The sequence below is a fragment of the Actinomadura rupiterrae genome (assembly GCF_024172125.1).
Lineage (GTDB): Bacteria > Actinomycetota > Actinomycetes > Streptosporangiales > Streptosporangiaceae > Spirillospora > Spirillospora rupiterrae.
In genome coordinates, this window is record NZ_JAMZEA010000006.1 from 579,830 (window position 1) to 596,027 (window position 16,198).

Consider the following 16,198-nt stretch of genomic DNA (forward strand, 5'->3'; position numbering starts at 1 on the left):
CTACGATGCGTAATTGCGGGTCGAGGGGTCGAGCGACGGGAGCAGACCGTGGAGCGGAACGACGGGGGATCGGGACGGCGGGCGTTCGAGCCGCTGGACGCGGCCGGACGGGAGCGCCTCGCGGCCCATGCCGCCCGGCTCGTCCCCGGCCTGGAGGACGTCGCCGGGGTAGCGCTGACCTGGGTGGACACCAGCGGGATCACGCGGACCAAGACCGTCCCGGTGGCGCGGCTGGAGCACGCGGCGGCGTGGGGCGTCGGCATGTCGCCGGTCTTCGACGCCTTCCTGCTGGACGACTCGATCGTGTCCGGGCAGTACGCGGGAGGCCCGGTCGGGGACCTGCGGCTGCACCCGGATCTCGACCGGCTCGTCCGCATGGCGGCGCTGCCCGGCTGGGCCTGGGCGCCCGCGAACCGGTACACGCAGGAAGGGCATGTCCACCCGCTGGACACCCGCGCCGCGCTCGCGCGCGAGGTCGAACGGCTCGCGGACCTCGGCTGGTCGGTGCGCGCGGCGTTCGAGATCGAATGGGCGCTGTCGGACGACGAGGGCGACGGCTTCACCCCGGCCTGCAACGGACCCGCGTACGGGATGACCCGCCTGACCGAGCTGTCCCAGTACCTCCGCGACCTCCTCAACGCGCTCGCCGAGACGGGCGTCTCCGTCGACCAGCTGCATCCGGAGTACGCGCCGGGCCAGTACGAGCTGTCGGTCGCGGCCGAGGACCCGGTCGGCGCGGCGGACACCGCCGTCCTCGTCCGGGAGACGATCCGCGCGGTGTCGTTCGACCACGGCATGGTCGCGTCCTTCTCCCCCAAGGTGCTCGCCGACTCGGTGGGCAACGGCGGGCACGTCCACCTCAGCCTGTGGCGGGAGGACCCGGCGGAGGGCCCGGTGAACGCGATGTCCGGCGGGCACGAGATGTTCGGGCTGACCGGCGAGGGCGAGGCGTTCACCGCCGGGATCCTGGCGCGGCTGCCCGCGCTGCTCGCGGTCGGCGCACCCGCCGTCGCGAGCTACCTGCGGCTCGTCCCGTCGCACTGGGCGGGCGTGTACGGCTGCTGGGGCCTGGAGAACCGGGAGGCGGCGATCCGGCTGGTCACCGGCGCGCTCGGCGACCGCGCCCGGGCCGCCAACATCGAGGTGAAGTGCTTCGACGAGGCCGCCAACCCCTACCTCGCGCTCGCCGCGCTGCTCGCCGCCGGACGCGCCGGGCTCGCCGCGAAGGCGGTGCTGCCCGAGCCGATGGCGGCCGACCCCGCCTCCCTGTCGGACGCCGAGCGCGCCGACCTCGGCATCGAGCGCCTGCCGGACTCGCTGGCGGACGCCGTCGCGGCGTTCGAGGCGGACGAGGCGCTCGCCGAGGCGCTCGGGCCGGAGATCGTCGACACGGTCGCGGCCGTCCGGCGCGGTGAGATCGAGCTGTTCGCGGACGCGACGCCGGAGGAGATCACCGAATCCACCCGATGGCGCCACTGAGCGCAACTTTTTTCGCGCGCCCTGACCAGCAGGACTCTCCGGACGACAGGGGTAGATGGGGCTCTCTTAACAATCTGGACACCACTCGGTGACCTGGGGACGGCAGGCTCTCGACGGTTTCAGCCGCCACGCAAGCGTCGGCGGTTCCGACGAGTTCAGGAGTCGACGTGTCCCTCCACGCCGTCCGAGTCTCCGCGGCCGCCTTCGGCGCGGCCGCCCTGCTGGCCGGGTCCTGGGCCGGCACCGCGCAGGCCGCCCCCGCGCAGCCCTGGGTGTCCGGCGCCAAGATCTGCCACGCTTCCAGCCTGAACCCGGCCACGTCGCGGCCGGACCCCAAGTGCCAGCCGGGCGCGACCAACCCGGCCGTCACGCAGGCGACGATCCACAAGACCATCTGCGTGCCGGGCTACTCCAAGAAGATCCGCCCGCCGGTGTCCTACACCAACGCGCTCAAGCGGCAGCAGATCAAGGAGTACGGCTACCGCAACACCAGCCCCTCGGCGTACGAGGAGGACCACCTCATCCCGCTGAGCCTCGGCGGCGCGCCCCGCGACCCCAAGAACCTCTGGCCCGAGCCGGGCGGCTCCCCCAACCCCAAGGACAGCATCGAGTTCAAGCTCTACAAGGCGGTCTGCTCCGGCAAGGTCACCCTGCGCGCCGCGCAGAAGGCGATCGCCACCAACTGGACCACCGCCGGCCGCCTCCTCGGCCGCCACTGACCCACACAGCGCTTTCCGGGCCGGTCCCCCTCCTTCCGGGGGACGGCCCTCGCGTTTCCCCGCGCCGCCCGCGATCCGGACGGGACGCCCCCGGACGACGGATCGGGACGCCGCGCGACGGAACGGGACGCCCTGGGCGACGGAAACGGGACGTCCCGCGCGACGGGCACAGTGCCTCCCGCGCGACGGGCACGGCGCCTCCCAGGCGACGGGCACGGCGCCTCCCAGGCGACGGGCACGGCGCCTCCCGGGCAACGGGCACGGTGGCTCGCGGGCGACAGGATCGGGACGTCGCGGGCAACGGGATCAGGGCGTCCCGAGCCACGGGGACAGGGCGTCCCGGGCAACGGGGTCGGGGCCTTCCGCGCGGCGGGATAATGTCGGAGCCGAGCCAGAGCCGACACGACAGGCAGGTCCCCGCGCGCCATGAAGATCACCGGATACCGCAGCCACGGCGTGGCGGCCGCGGTCGCGCTGGTGAACGCCGTGACCGTCCCGGACGGCGACGACGGCCCGAACGCGCTGCGCGACATCCTGCGCGTCCACGGGTTCGTCTGGCAGGACTTCGACCCGGCGACCGCCGCCGAGTTCCGCGCCTGGGGACGCGAGCTGCGCCCGTTCTTCGAGGCGTCCGGGCTGCCCGCGGCCGTCGCCGTCCTCAACGGGCTGCTGGAGCGGACGCCGACGCACCCGCACCTGTCCGACCACGACGGCCTCGGCCTGCACCTCCACCACGCACCGCCGTCCGCGAAGCTCCCGCTCCGGTTCCGCGCGACGACGCTGATGCACCTCTCCGAACTCGTCTGCGCCTACGGCATCGGACGCACCGGAGTCTGCGCCGCCCCCGACTGCGACCGCGTCTACGCCGACACCTCCCGCGCGGGCCGCCGCCGCTACTGCTCGGAAACCTGCGCGAACCGCACCAACGTCGCCGCCTTCCGAGCCCGCCGCCGCTCCCCCACCTGACGCCGGTTTCCGGCTGGTCGAGGTTCCGGGCTAGCCGAGCGTGACTTCCCGCCCCTCGTCGGCGACCAGGATCTCCCCGTCGAACTCTTCGCGGGCGGCGGCGGCCGCTGCGGCGCGGTCGTTGCCCACGATGCCGGCCCGATCAGCCCACCGGCAGCGGCGTGATCAGTGCGCCGGCAGCATCTCGATGACCGAGCGGGTGCCTGCCGGGGCGATCTGGCCGACGCGGAGGCCGGCTTCGGCGGCCAGATCGCGCAGCTGGTCGATGCCGCGTTCCCGGCCGCGGACGTAGCAGAGCATGCGCAGGTCGCCCTGGGTGTCCGAAACGCCGCTCAGATGGTCGCCGAGGTGGTCGACGACCAGCACCTTGCCGGTGTCCGACGCCGCTTCGGCGCAGCGGCGGAGGATGCTCAGCGCCTGCGGGTCGTCCCAGTCGTGCAGGACGCCGGAGAGCACGTAGCCGCCGGCCCCCGCCGGGAGTTCGTCGAAGAAGCTCCCGACCGTCGCATCGGCGCGATCGGACAGCCCTGCCGCAGCGAACGCCTGCTGGGCGCGCGCCACCGGGCCTTCCAGATCGAGGACCGTTCCGCGCAGGCCCTCGTGAGCGCGCAGGATGGCGATGAGCATGCTCCCGTTGCCGCCGCCCACATCGACCACGTGCCGGAGTGATCCCCACGGGTACGCCTCCGCCACCAGCGGCGCCTCGGCCACCAGGCGGGACCCCATCAGGGCGTCGAAGGACGCCGCCAACTTGGCGTCGGCCGACAGGTCCTCCCAGAACGGCCGTCCGAAGAACCGGGGGAACGCGGGCCGGCCGGTGCGGACGGTGTGGAGCAGCTCGACGAACGAGAGCTCGGCGCGTCCGACCGCACCCTCCAGGTCCAGCCAGGGCCGGACGCCGAGCGGGTCGTCGTCCTGGAGCTGCTCGCCCAGCTTGGTCAGGCCGAACGTGCCGTCCGACGAGCGCGTGAACACCCCGACCGCGACCAGGTGCTCCATCACGCGCCGCAGGGCGTCCTGGTCGGCGTCCACCACCTCGACCAGCGCCTCGACGGACGCGCGGCCGCTTGCGATGTGGTCCGCCAGCCGCAGGGTCGCCGCCACCCGGACGGCCATCGGCGTGACGAGATCGGCCGCCGCCCAGATCCCCCCGCCCCACTCCTCGACACCCGCACCCATGTCGCCTCCCCGCGTCCGCTCACCAGATCCACCCCGATCAACCGGCACATACCCACCCGGCCACCGTCCCAGCCGCGCGGAACACCCCCGCCGATCCCGGTCGCCCGCGGCCCGCCGACCGCCCGGAGACTGTGCCGCACCTCACCGCCGACCTGGTTGTACGGGCTCGTATAACAGGTCTAGATTCGTCGTTATACGGGCCCGTATAACGACGGAAGAAAGCGAACCACGCCAGAAGACGGAGAGCGCCCATGAGACTTCCCCTTGAGGCCCACACCGACCGGCCGTGGCGGATCCACGAGATCGCGCCGGACTTCCTGGTCGAGGACGTGTGGTCGTACCGCACCCCCGGCGCCGGACCGGACGACTTCCCGCAGATGATCGCCGCGCTGGACGCCCTCGGCGGGCTGGACAACCCGAAGCAGCACCCCGCGGTGCGCTTCCTGTTCGCGGTGCGCTGGAAGCTCGGCGCCCTGCTCGGCTGGGACAAGCCCAAGACCGGCCTCGCCGGACGCGTCCGCTCCCTGGTGGAGCGCCTCCCGGACGACCTGCGCCAGGACGATGCCGGAGCCCCGGTCACCGGCACCCCGTTCACGCGGGTGTACGAGATCGGCAACGAGTACGCGATGGAACTGGCCAACAAGACCGTCCACACCGTCTGCCACCTGAGCTGGGTGCAGGGCGACGACGGCGACTACGAGCTGCACATGGCGGCGCTCGTCAAGCCGAACGACACGTTCGGACGGCTCTACATGGGCTTCATCAAGCCGTTCCGCTACCTCATCGTCTACCCCATCATGACCCGCCAATGGGAACGCGCCTGGCGCGACCGCCCCACCCCGTCACCCACCCCGCCCCCGAACACGAACCTGGACGCGATGCCGGACAAGGCCCCGAACGCGACCCCGGCCCCGGGCACGGGCACGGGCACGACCCTGGACGCGGCGCCGGACACGGCCCCGAGCGCGACCCCGGACACAGGCGCGGACACGGGCACGGGCACGGGCGCCCGGGTCGGTTGAGGATCCGGCCGACGACTCCGAGGAGGGCGGCGTGAGCGCGCCGAGATGGGACTTGAACGTCGTGCAGAGCGGGCCTTCTGACGCGCCCGCGGTGGTGCTCCTGCACGGCATGTTCGGCTCGACCGCATGGTGGGACCGGGTGCTGCCCGCGTTGCGGGACCGGCACGTGGTACGCGTGGACCTGCTCGGGCACGGCCGGTCCGCGAAACCGGTGGACGGGTACGGAGTCGCCGAGCAGGCACGCGAGGTCGCAGCCATGCTCGACCGCATCGGGGTACGGAACGCGACCGTCATCGGGCATTCGTTCGGCGGCTTCGTCGGCACGGCGCTGGCGGAGCAGCGGCCCGATCTGGTCTCGGCGATCGCGCTCATCGGGACCCCGGCGCGGTCGTCCTGGTTCACCGGCGACGGTCTCAGCCATCTCCTCCTCTCTACGCCCCTGGTGGGACGACTGCTCTGGCGGCTACGGACCGAAGGGCTCGTCCGCGCCGGGTTGCGCAGGGAGTTCAGGGGCCAGGAACTCCCGGAACCGATCGTCGCGGACATGCTCGGCGTGACCTACCGCTGCTGCGCCGCGACGTTCCAGGCCGGGTTCGCGTTCTGCCGGCCGCGCTCGGTGCCCGACCGCCTCATCGAACTCGGCCTCCCCACGCTGGTGGTGTTCGGCTCGCGTGAACTGCGCTGGCAACCGTCCAAAGCCGAGGGCTACCGCCGCGTCCCGTACGGACGGGTCGAGATACTCGACGGCCTCGGCCACACGCCCATGCTGGAGTACCCCGACGCCATCGCACCCCTCCTCCACGAGTTCACCACCACCCCACCCGACGCCATCGCCCACAGGTCATGGCGGGAGGTGGATGAGGCGGTGGGCCAGGGCGGTGTGGCGGCGGCCGGCGGAGGTGGTGCGGACGGCGGCGGCGAGGGCCCGGCGGGAGCCGGTGAGGACGACGAGCTTCTTGGCCCGGGTGATGGCGGTGTAGAGGAGGTTGCGTTGCAGCATCATCCATGAGCTGGTGGTCAGGGGGATGACGACGGCGGGGTACTCGCTGCCCTGGCTGCGGTGGATGGTGATGGCGTAGGCGTGGGTCAGCTCGTCGAGTTCGTCGAAGGAGTAGTCGATGTCCTCGTCCTCGTCGGTGCGGACGGTGAGGGTGTGCTCCTCGGGAGAGACGGCGGTGACGACGCCGACCGTGCCGTTGAAGACGCCCGCCTCGCCCTTGTCGTAGTTGTTGCGCAGCTGGGTGACCTTGTCGCCGGGGCGGAAGACGCGGCCGCCGTAGCGGCGTTCGGGAACGGAGTCCTGGTGGGGGGTCAGGGCGTCCTGGAGGAGGTTGTTGAGCGCGCCCGCTCCGGCGGGGCCGCGGTGCATGGGGGCGAGCACCTGGACGTCGCGGCGGGCGTCGAGGTCGAACTTGGCGGGGATGCGGTTGACGACGACGTCCACGGTGAGGGCGGCGGTCTCCTCGGAGTCGTCGCAGGGGAACAGGAAGAAGTCGGGGTAGCCGCGGGTGTGCGGGTGGTCGCCGGCGTTGACGCGGTGGGCGTTGACGACGATGCCGGACTGCTGCGCCTGGCGGAAGATCTTGGTGAGCCGGACGCGGGGGACGGCCTCGTCCGCGGCGAGCAGGTCGGCGAGGACCTCCCCGGCGCCGACGGACGGGAGCTGGTCGACGTCGCCGACCAGCAGCAGGTGCGCGCCGGGCGGGACGGCCTTGACCAGCTTGTTCGCCAGGATCAGGTCGACCATCGAGCACTCGTCGACGACGACCAGATCGGTGTCGAGGGGGTTGTCCTGGTCGAACTTGGCGTCGCCGCCCGGCTGGAGCTGGAGCAGCCGGTGCACGGTGGCGGCCTCGTGGCCGGTCAGCTCGGCGAGCCGCTTGGCGGCGCGGCCGGTCGGGGCGACGAGGGTGATCCTGGCCTTCTTGGCGGCGGCCAGCTCGACGACGGAGCGGACGGTGAAGCTCTTGCCGCAGCCCGGGCCGCCGGTGAGGACGGCGACCTTCTCGGTGAGCGCGAGCCGGACGGCCTGCTCCTGCTCGGGGGCCAGCTCGGTGCCGGTGCGTTCGCGCAGCCAGGTCAGGGCCTTCGTCCAATCGACGTTCGCGAAGGCGGAGAGGCGGTCCTTCGGGACGTTGAGGAGGGTGCGCAGGCCGCGCGCGAGCGAGCGCTCGGCCCGGTGGAACGGGACGAGGTAGACGGCCGGCACGTCGTTGACACGCTCGCGGACGACGCCCTCGTCGGCGGCCAGCTCGTCCAGGGCGGGGACGATGAGCTCGCGCGGGACGTCGAGGATCTTCTCGGCGGCGGTGACGAGGTTGGGCTCGGGCAGGTAGCAGTGGCCCTGGTCGGCGGCCTCGGACAGGGTGTACTGGAGGCCGGCCTTGATGCGCTCGGGGCTGTCGTGCGGGATGCCGACGGCCTGCGCGATGGTGTCGGCGGTCCTGAAGCCGATGCCCCAGACGTCGGCGGCGAGCCGGTACGGCTCGCGGCGGACGGTGCCGATCGACGCGTCGCCGTACTGCTTGTAGATGCGGACGGCCAGGGAGGTGGAGACGCCGACGCCCTGCAGGAAGAGCATCACCTCCTTGATGGCCTTCTGCTCCTCCCAGGCGGCGGCGATGCGCGCGGTGCGGCGCTTGCCGAGGCCGTGCACCTCGACCAGCCGGGCGGGCTCCTCCTCGATCACGCGCAGGATGTCGGTGCCGAAGTGGGAGACCATGCGGTCGGCCATCACCGGGCCGATCCCCTTGATCATGCCGGAGCCCAGGTAGCGGCGGATGCCCTGCACGGTCGCGGGCAGCACGGTGGTGTAGGAGTCGGCCTCGAACTGCCGGCCGTACTTGGGGTGCGAGCGCCACCGGCCGGTCATCCGGATGCTCTCGCCGACCTGCGCGCCGAGCAGCGCGCCGACGACGGTGAGCAGGTCGCCGCCGGACTTCTCGGTGGCGACGCGCGCGACCGTGTAGCCGGTGTCGTCGTTGGCATAGGTGATCCGTTCGAGCACCGCCTCAAGGACCACCGGTTTGGGGGGAACTGCCGCCTGGTTCGTCACGGAACCCATCCTTCCGGACCCGCCCCCGGCCCGAAACCGAAACCCGTTCTGGGGATAACTTCGCCGTTCGTCTAGGCGAGGGCCACGCTCCGGCCGGGATGGCCGCATCCGGCGAAATCCGGCGAACGATCTAGATCTTTGAGTGATCGCGACGTACGGTCCGGGCGCACCCGTACCACGAGTACCGGGAGGTATCGCTGGTGTTCCGCTCCCGAACCCTGGCCGTCGCGGCAGGCCTCGCCACCGCGGTCCCGCTCGTCGCCGCCGCACCGGCGGCGGGCCGAAGCCCCGCCCCCATCCCCGGATTCACCGCCAGGTCGTCGGCCTGGCAGCGCGCGTACGAGCAGGCGTTCAGCGCGATCCCGTCCGCCTCCAACGCGCGGCGCCTCGACGCCGAACTCGCCGAGGAGCCCGCCCTCGCCGGGACGACCGGCGACTGGCAACGGGTCGAACGCATCGTCCGCGAGCTGCGTTCCTATGGCCTTCGTCCGGAGGTGAAGACTTACTACACCTACCTGTCGCGACCCAAGCGCATCAGTGTCGAGATGACCGCTCCGCAACTGCGCGTCCTGCCGGTGAAGGAGAAGAAGCAGCCCTGGCAGAAGTTCTACGACGACGTCATCCCCGGCTACAACGGGCTCTCGCCCAACGGCAACGTCGAGGGCGAGGTCGTCTACGCGAACTACGGCCGTCCCCAGGATTTCGCGCTACTGGCCAAGAACGGCATCTCGCTGAAGGGCAAAATCGCGCTCGTCCGCTACGGGCAGGTGTTCCGGGGCGTGAAGCCGCGCGAAGCCGCCAAGGCGGGCGCCAAGGCCGTCATCATCTACTCGGATCCCGCCAACGACGGCTTCACACGCGGACCGGTGTACCCGAACGGCCCGTGGCGAGCCGCGGACGGCATCCAGCGCGGCAGCGTCGCCCAGATCATGAACGCCGCGGGAGACCCGCTCACGCCGGGATGGCCTTCGACGAAGCACGCCCGCAGGCTGAAGCCTTCGCAGGCGCCGATGCTGCAAGGGCTCATTCCGACCACGCCGATTTCCTACGGCGCGGCCGAACCGCTCCTGCGCGCGCTGAGCGGAGCCCAGGTACCGAAGGAATGGCAAGGCGGACTACCCTTCCCCTACCGCTTCGGCCCTGGCGGCACGCGCGTCCACCTGGACATCCAGAGCAACTTCATCACGACACCCATCTGGGACGTGACGGTACGCATCCCCGGAGCGAAGCGCCCTGACCAAGAGGTCCTCCTAGGCGGCCACCATGACGCCTGGACGTACGGGTCGCTCGACAACCTGTCCGGTACAGAGAACGTGCTGCAGGTGGGGCGCGCCCTCGGAAAGCTCCTCAAGCAAGGATGGCGCCCCAACCGGACGATCGTCCTCGCCACCTGGGACGGCGAGGAGTACGGCACCTACGGCAGCACCGAGTACGCCGAGGACCACGAGCGCCAGCTCCGCAACGCGGTCGCCTACGTGAACATGGACATCGCCGCCGGATCGGAGTTCGGCCCCTCGGCGACGCCCGCGCTCGACCAGAGCATCATCGACGCGTCCAAGGAAGTCCGCTGGCCCGGCACCAAGGGCACGCTCTACGACGCCTGGAAGCAGCAGAACGACGGGCAGACCCCGATCGACCGGATCGGCGGCGGTTCGGACTTCCAGGCGTTCTTCCAGCGGTACGGGGTGCCCGCCATGGACCTCGGCGCGGGCAGCCCCGGATCGTCCGGGAACTACCACTGCGCCTGCGACGACTTCTACTCGACCGAGCACTTCAGCGATCCGACGTGGGAGTACCACGCGGCCATGAGCAGGCTCGCGGGCATCGCGACGCTGCGCCTGGCCAACGCCGACGTCATCGCGATGCGCTACCAGCCGTACGCCACCGAGACCGTGGGCTACCTGAACGATTTCACGGCCCAGCAGAAGCAGAAGCTCGGCAAGGTCGTGGTGGACGTGTCGCGTGACGTCAAGCAGGCGCAGGCGTGGGAACGGGCCGCGCAGGTGCTCCAGGCCAAGGCCGACGCGGCGCTGGGCAAGGGCGACACCGCCGCGTTCCGCCGTCTCAACGACCGCCTCATACGCGCGGAACGGGACCTGCTCACCCACGCGGGGCTGCCGACACGGCCTTGGTACCGGCATCAGATCTACGCGCCTGGCGCGGACACCGGCTATGCCACGCAGCGACTGCCGGGGCTGAACGACGCCCTGTTCCTGCAGCACGACCCGGGCATCGCGCAGGCGTACGAGGCACGCCTTTACGCCAGCCTGCAAGCCGCCACCCGGACACTCACCCTCTAAGGACGGCCATGAAGTCCATGTACGCAATCGGAGGCAGCGTTCTGCTCGGCACGGCCACGCTCATCGCGGTGGTCCCCGCGAACGCCGGGAGCGGGCCGTCCATCGGCAAGGAGGCGTTCGGGAAGCTCGCCGACGGAACCCGGGTGGACCGTTACACGCTCCGGAACGCGCACGGGATGCGCGTCCGGATCCTGACCTACGGCGGCATCATCCAGACGCTGGACGTCCCGGACCGCAGGGGGCGCGACGCCAACGTCGCCTTGGGCTTCGCCACGCTGAAGGACTACGTCGACAAGAACGGCGGCCCGTACTTCGGCGCGCTCATCGGACGCTATGCGAACCGCATAGCGAAGGGCCGGTTCAGCCTGGACGGCAAGACGTACCAGCTGCCCGTCAACAACGGGCCGAACAGCCTGCACGGCGGTATCAAGGGCTTCAACACGAAGGTGTGGAAGGCCGCGGTCGTCAAGGGCAAGGGCACCGTGGGCCTACGGCTCACCTACGTCAGCAAGAACGGCGAGGAAGGCTACCCGGGGACGCTCACGACGACCGTGACCTACACGCTCGGCACCGGGAACCAGCTCCGGCTGGACTACCGGGCCGCGACCGACAAGGCCACCATCGTCAACCTGACGAACCACTCGTACTTCAACCTCGCTGGGGAGGGCACGGGCGACGCCTACGGGCACCGGCTCCAGGTGAACGCCGCGCGCTTCACTCCCACCGACAGCACGCAGATCCCTACCGGAAAGCTCGCGTCGGTCAAGGGAACCCCCTTCGACTTCACGCGCCCGCACACCATCGGTGAGCGCATCCGCGACAACGACCCGCAGCTCCTCATCGGCCATGGCTACGACCACAACTTCGTACTGAACCAGCACCGGCCAGGCGAACTCGTCCTGGCGGCCACGGTCACCGAGCCGCGCTCCGGGCGCGTCCTACGGCTCAGCACCACGCAACCCGGCGTCCAGCTCTACACGGGCAACTTCCTGGACGGCACCCTCGTGGGCACGAGCGGCCACGCGTACCGGCAAGGGGACGCGCTGGCGCTGGAGACGCAGCACTTCCCCGACTCCCCCAACCACCCGAACTTCCCGTCCACGGTCCTGCGTCCTGGGCAGACGTTCACCTCGACGACGGTCTACGCCTTCTCAACAAGCCGCTGATATCCGAAGGAGGGGGCGGGGCCTTGCGCGCCTCAGTCCCCTCCTTCGACCATCGCTTCCAGCGTTTCCAGAGCTGTGTGGCGGGGCTTCCAGTGCAGTTCACGACGGGCCTTGGACGTGTCCATGAGCATGGGATGGCGAACGGCGTGAATCCATTCGGCCTGCGACGGGACATAGGGCAGCAGGTCGACCAGCTCGGATGTCAAAGAGACGACCTCCGGCGGGACCGGGACCGCATAGGCGCCTATGGCACGGGCCAGGTCCCGGACGGAGATGTCACCGTCGCCGGCGATGTTGTAGGCACCTGGCGGCCCATGGCCGCAGACCGCGGCCACCAAAGCGGAAGCCACGTCATCGTGGTGGACGAGCTGGAAATGCAAACCAGGATCAGGGAGAAACGGCCGCACCCCTGGAACCGCGCCCAGGAACCGTCGTACTGGCTCTGGCAGGCTGTCGCCCAGTTTCTCCCAAGGGAGGTTTCTCAGCAGGATCGTGGCCTCGGGCCCTGCGACAATGCTCGGGCGCAGGACGTAGACGTCCAGATCCGCGTCATCGGTCAGCTCGCGTAGAACCTTCTCGCAGGCGGCCTTCTGCGCCGAGTAGTAGTGCTCGGACGAGCCTCGCGGAAGCGCTTCCTCCGTAAGCGGTATGGCGTTGTCCTTGTGGTAACCGTAGGCCGCCACCGACGACGTGTAGACGAGGCGGCCCGGACGTTCAGCCGCGACCGTGGCGGCGAAGACATTGCGGCTGCCGGCCAGATTGACGCGTTCGCTCTCCCCACGCGAGCCGAGAATGATGTAGGCGAGGTGGACGACCACATCGGCCGAGGCGACCAGGGCGTCCACGGCCGCGCGGTCGAGGATGTCACCCTGGCGGTACTCGGTCTTGCGCCAGCCGTGGTCGGCGGGGTCGAACGGACGGCGGGCCATGCCCAGCACCCGGTCCACGCGGTCGTCGGCCTCCAGGGCGCGAACCGCCGCCATTCCTATCTCGCCGGTCGGTCCGGTTACCGCGACCGTCAGAGCCATGGGGGAATCCCTTCAAGGAGGGTCAACGAGACAGGGTCACTGAGACAGGGACGGTGTCCTTCCCGCCGCGATTTCCATGACGCCGGTCTCGGTCGCCAAGGCCGTGACCAGGCGGGCCGGAGTGACGTCGAAGGCGGGGTTGTGTGCGCGGGCGCCTGGAGGAACCACCGGGGTGCCGGTACTGGCCAGGACTTCGGCGGACGGGCGTTCCTCGATGGGGATGCCCGCGCCATCTGGAGTGGTCAGGTCAATCGTGCTCCAGGGGGCGGCGACAAGGAAAGGGATGCCGGCGGCCGCGCACGCCAGGGCGACCCCCAACGTGCCGACCTTGTTGGCAGTGTCGCCATTTGCTGCTATGCGGTCGGCCCCGACGATCGCCGCGTCTACAAGACCTCGCAGGATCGTGCTGGCAGCAGCACTATCCGGCTGGACGTAGTAGGGCACACCCACCTGGGCGAGTTCCCAGGCCGTGAGGCGGGAACCCTGGAGTAGCGGACGGGTCTCATCGACATAGACGACGTCCATGCGATTGCGGATATGCAGTTCGCGAACGACTCCCAGGGCCGTCCCCCACCCTGCCGTAGCCAAAGCACCTGCATTGCAGTGGGTGAGCAGTCGGAGCGGCCGGTCGCCCAGGCGGCGGGTCAGCCAATCGGCGCCGTGCCGTCCGATCGTGCGATTTCCTTCGACCTCCTCGTCCAGCAGGGCCACCGCTTCGGTCAGGACTGCGTCAGCGCCCTTGTCCACCAGTGGACGAACCCGGTCGACGCCTGCCGCGAGGTTGACCGCCGTTGGACGGGCCTCGCGGATACGCGAGATCGCGGATTCCAGGGCAGACGCGTCCCACCCCTCCCGGACGCCCTGCCGCACCGCCAGGACCACCCCGAAGGCGCCCGCGACGCCCAGAGCGGGCGCGCCGCGCACGACGAGCCGCCGGATCGCGTCGACCAGCTCGTCCACCTCGACGATGTCCCGGTACTCCAGGCGCGCGGGCAGGAGGGTCTGGTCGACGAGGCGCAGGGCGCCGCCGGTCCACGCAACGGGAGCGATATCTGCCGTCATGGCCCAATAATCTCCCGAGTCGGCCGCGGTGTTGTGTTAGGCCTAGGGCATGTTTGCCCGTTATGGGGCCGCGGCGGCCTACTTCACCGGGGCGCTCAGCGCGCGCACGGCGGACGAGATGTCGGCTCCGGCGCTGCTGCTGCTCGGCATGGCGGTGCTGGGGTCGGAGCGTCCGGCGTCGCTGCTGTTCGCCGCTCTCACGGTGGCGTCCGCGGTGGGCGGGCCGCTGCTCGGCACGCTCATGGACCGCGCCACGCGTCCCGGAAGGCTCCTTGCCCTCGCCCTAGCGGCGTATGCGGCGGGCCTAGCGCTGGTGACGGCGCTCCTAGGACATCTGGCCCTGGCCATAGCAGCGGCTCTCGTCACCGGTCTTCTGGCCCCTTCGCTCTCAGGCGCCTGGACGGCACGGCTGGCAGACGTCCTTCCCGAGAAACACCTGGCGCGCGGCCACTCCCTGGACGCGGCGACCTACAACGTGGCCGCGCTGGCAGGCCCGGCGGCCGCGGGGCTCATCACCGGGATCGATGCCTACTGGGCCATGGCGGCGACCATCGGAATGCTGGTCCTGGCCGTCCCGGCCGCGCTGGCACTCCCCCGCCAGGAGCCGCGCGCTACGGCCACGTCCTTCACCGCCGACCTCAGAGCCGGTTTCTCCGCCATCGTGCGCGCGCCCGGGTTGCGGCGGGTCACGGCGGCGTCGATGGTCGCGTTCCTCGGCACCGGGATGCTGATCGTGTCGTGTCCGCCTCTCGGCGAACGCCACCTCGGTGGGGCCGGGCACGGCGGCCTGCTGCTGTCGCTGCTCGCCGCCGGCGCGATGGCCACCGCCACCATTTCGGCACGGTGGCCACCGAAACGCGGCCCGGAGAGCGTGTTCGCCCTGTCCGCCCTGTGCATCGCCGTTGGGCTGGCCATGCTCGCCTTCGCGCCCAACGCGGCCGTGCTGGTCGTGGCGGCGGTCCTCGCGGGGGCGGGCGAGGGCCCGCAACTGGCGGCGGTGTTCGACATCCGGCACCGGGAGGCGCCGGTCCGGCTGCGCGGGCAGGTGTTCACCACCGGCGCGAGCCTGAAAATCACCGCGGGGGCCGTGGGAGCGGCGCTGGCGGGCGCCCTTCCCCTGACGCTCGCCCTCGCGCTGGCCGCCGCCACTCAACTCCTGGCGGCCGCCATGCTCATGGGGTCAGGACGCGCACGGGCGCGCCCGCGAGGAACGCCTCGATGTCTTCAACGGCCTCAGAGAAGTACCCCCGGTAGTTATCCCGGGTGACATAGCCGAGGTGGGGCGTGGCCAGGAGGTTCGGCAGCGTCCGGTACCCGTGGCCCTCGGGGAGCGGCTCGATGTCGTAGACGTCCACTCCTGCGCCCGCGATACCGCCCTCGCGCAACGCGGCGGCGAGCGCGTCCTGGTCCACGATGGACGACCGGGACGTGTTGATCAGGTACGCCGAGGGGCGCATCAGCTCCAGTTCCCGCGCGCCCAGGAGCCCGCGCGTGCCGTCGTTCGGCTTCACGTGGACGGTCACGAAATCGCTGGTCTCCAGCAGCTCGTCCAGGGTGTCCAGGCGGCGCGCCCCGGCCTCGGCCGCGCGCTCGGCGGTGAGGTTCGGGCTCCAGGCGACCACGTCCATGCCGAAGGCGGCGCCGACCCGGGCCACCTGGGTGCCGATGCGGCCGAGCCCGACCACGCCCAGCCGCCGTCCGAAGAGGTCGGTGCCGAGCGTCTGCTGCCACGGGCCGCCGGTCCGCAGCGCGGTGTTCTCGGTGACCAGGTGGCGGGCCAGCCCCAGCAGCAGGGCCCAGGTCAGCTCGACGGTCGGGTGGGTGGCGCTGGCCGTGCCGCACACCGTCACGCCGTGCCGCTCGGCCGCCGCCAGGTCGATCGAGGCGTTCCGCATGCCGCTGGTGACCAACAGGCGCAGCTTCGGCAGCCGCGAGAGCAGGTCCTCCCGGAAGGGCGTGCGCTCGCGCATCGCCACCACGATCTCGCAGTCGCCGATCTGCTCGGCGAGCCGCGCGGGGTCGGGCTCGTGCGCGTGCAGGAACCGGACGTCCACGTTCGGCGCAAGGCGGGACCAGTCCGCCGAAGACTCCGCAACGCCCTGGAAATCGTCGATCACAGCACATTCGATCTTCATTCCCGGCACTCTATCCGGCCCCTCCCGAACAACTTCTGACCTGGGGTAACTTGACAACAGTCGAACTCGTGTTCGACATTGACGAGG

12 protein-coding genes and 1 pseudogene are annotated in these 16,198 nt (G+C 71.0%); 8 read left to right on the forward strand and 5 right to left on the reverse strand.

What is annotated here, in order from left to right; translation table 11 throughout:
• Positions 1 to 48: 48 nt before the first annotated feature.
• The 3 genes from FHU30_RS23590 to FHU30_RS23600 all read left to right on the forward strand — a co-directional run bounded on the left by FHU30_RS23590 (position 49) and on the right by FHU30_RS23600 (position 3,164).
• Positions 49 to 1,479 carry a type I glutamate--ammonia ligase gene (locus FHU30_RS23590; RefSeq protein WP_253878722.1) on the forward strand — a complete coding sequence of 477 codons (1,431 nt, stop codon included), beginning with the start codon at positions 49 to 51 and terminating at the stop codon, positions 1,477 to 1,479.
• A 167-nt stretch (positions 1,480 to 1,646) separates the two neighbouring features.
• A complete protein-coding gene (locus FHU30_RS23595; protein WP_253878723.1) occupies positions 1,647 to 2,198 on the forward strand; it encodes a hypothetical protein in 552 nt (183 codons plus the stop codon).
• A 426-nt stretch (positions 2,199 to 2,624) separates the two neighbouring features.
• Positions 2,625 to 3,164 carry a CGNR zinc finger domain-containing protein gene (locus FHU30_RS23600; RefSeq protein WP_253878724.1) on the forward strand — a complete coding sequence of 180 codons (540 nt, stop codon included), beginning with the start codon at positions 2,625 to 2,627 and terminating at the stop codon, positions 3,162 to 3,164.
• Between the two features lie 165 nt (positions 3,165 to 3,329).
• Here the strand turns inward: FHU30_RS23600 and FHU30_RS23605 are convergent, their stop codons facing one another.
• A complete protein-coding gene (locus tag FHU30_RS23605) occupies positions 3,330 to 4,343 on the reverse strand; it encodes a methyltransferase (RefSeq protein ID WP_253878725.1) in 1,014 nt (337 codons plus the stop codon).
• 251 nt (positions 4,344 to 4,594) lie between these two features.
• Between FHU30_RS23605 and FHU30_RS23610 the strand changes: the two genes are divergently transcribed.
• Together FHU30_RS23610 and FHU30_RS23615 are read left to right on the forward strand one after the other, a co-directional pair.
• Positions 4,595 to 5,365 carry a DUF2867 domain-containing protein gene (locus tag FHU30_RS23610; protein WP_253878726.1) on the forward strand — a complete coding sequence of 257 codons (771 nt, stop codon included), beginning with the start codon at positions 4,595 to 4,597 and terminating at the stop codon, positions 5,363 to 5,365.
• A 94-nt stretch (positions 5,366 to 5,459) separates the two neighbouring features.
• A pseudogene (locus FHU30_RS23615) lies at positions 5,460 to 6,143 on the forward strand (alpha/beta fold hydrolase); the annotation flags it as partial.
• Between the two features lie 63 nt (positions 6,144 to 6,206).
• On the opposite strand, the gene recD2 reads toward FHU30_RS23615, so the two are convergent.
• Positions 6,207 to 8,429: an SF1B family DNA helicase RecD2 gene (gene recD2, locus FHU30_RS23620; RefSeq protein WP_372503936.1), complete on the reverse strand. Its 2,223-nt coding sequence runs from the start codon at positions 8,427 to 8,429 to the stop codon at positions 6,207 to 6,209.
• 191 nt (positions 8,430 to 8,620) lie between these two features.
• Here recD2 and FHU30_RS23625 point away from each other — a divergent pair, with 191 nt between their 5' ends.
• Complete coding sequence (locus FHU30_RS23625; RefSeq protein ID WP_253878728.1) at positions 8,621 to 10,720, forward strand: M20/M25/M40 family metallo-hydrolase; 2,100 nt, start codon at positions 8,621 to 8,623, stop codon at positions 10,718 to 10,720.
• 17 nt (positions 10,721 to 10,737) lie between these two features.
• The gene (locus FHU30_RS23630) at positions 10,738 to 11,886 is read left to right on the forward strand and encodes an aldose epimerase family protein (RefSeq protein ID WP_253878729.1); all 1,149 of its coding nucleotides are present in this window, start codon (positions 10,738 to 10,740) and stop codon (positions 11,884 to 11,886) included.
• 32 nt (positions 11,887 to 11,918) lie between these two features.
• Here FHU30_RS23630 and FHU30_RS23635 read toward each other — a convergent pair whose 3' ends face one another.
• Both FHU30_RS23635 and mtnA read right to left on the reverse strand, forming a co-directional pair.
• On the reverse strand, positions 11,919 to 12,914 hold the full coding sequence (locus FHU30_RS23635; protein ID WP_253878730.1) for an NAD-dependent epimerase/dehydratase family protein: 996 nt from the start codon (positions 12,912 to 12,914) through the stop codon (positions 11,919 to 11,921).
• Between the two features lie 36 nt (positions 12,915 to 12,950).
• On the reverse strand, positions 12,951 to 13,976 hold the full coding sequence (gene mtnA, locus FHU30_RS23640; RefSeq protein ID WP_253878731.1) for an S-methyl-5-thioribose-1-phosphate isomerase: 1,026 nt from the start codon (positions 13,974 to 13,976) through the stop codon (positions 12,951 to 12,953).
• A gap of 49 nt (positions 13,977 to 14,025) precedes the next feature.
• Here mtnA and FHU30_RS23645 point away from each other — a divergent pair, with 49 nt between their 5' ends.
• Positions 14,026 to 15,243, forward strand: a complete 1,218-nt coding sequence (locus FHU30_RS23645) for an MFS transporter (RefSeq protein ID WP_253878732.1) — start codon at positions 14,026 to 14,028, stop codon at positions 15,241 to 15,243.
• On the opposite strand, the gene FHU30_RS23650 is transcribed toward FHU30_RS23645, so the two are convergent.
• Positions 15,149 to 16,111: a D-2-hydroxyacid dehydrogenase family protein gene (locus tag FHU30_RS23650; RefSeq protein WP_253878733.1), complete on the reverse strand. Its 963-nt coding sequence runs from the start codon at positions 16,109 to 16,111 to the stop codon at positions 15,149 to 15,151. The genes FHU30_RS23645 and FHU30_RS23650 overlap by 95 nt on opposite strands.
• Positions 16,112 to 16,198: the final 87 nt, after the last annotated feature.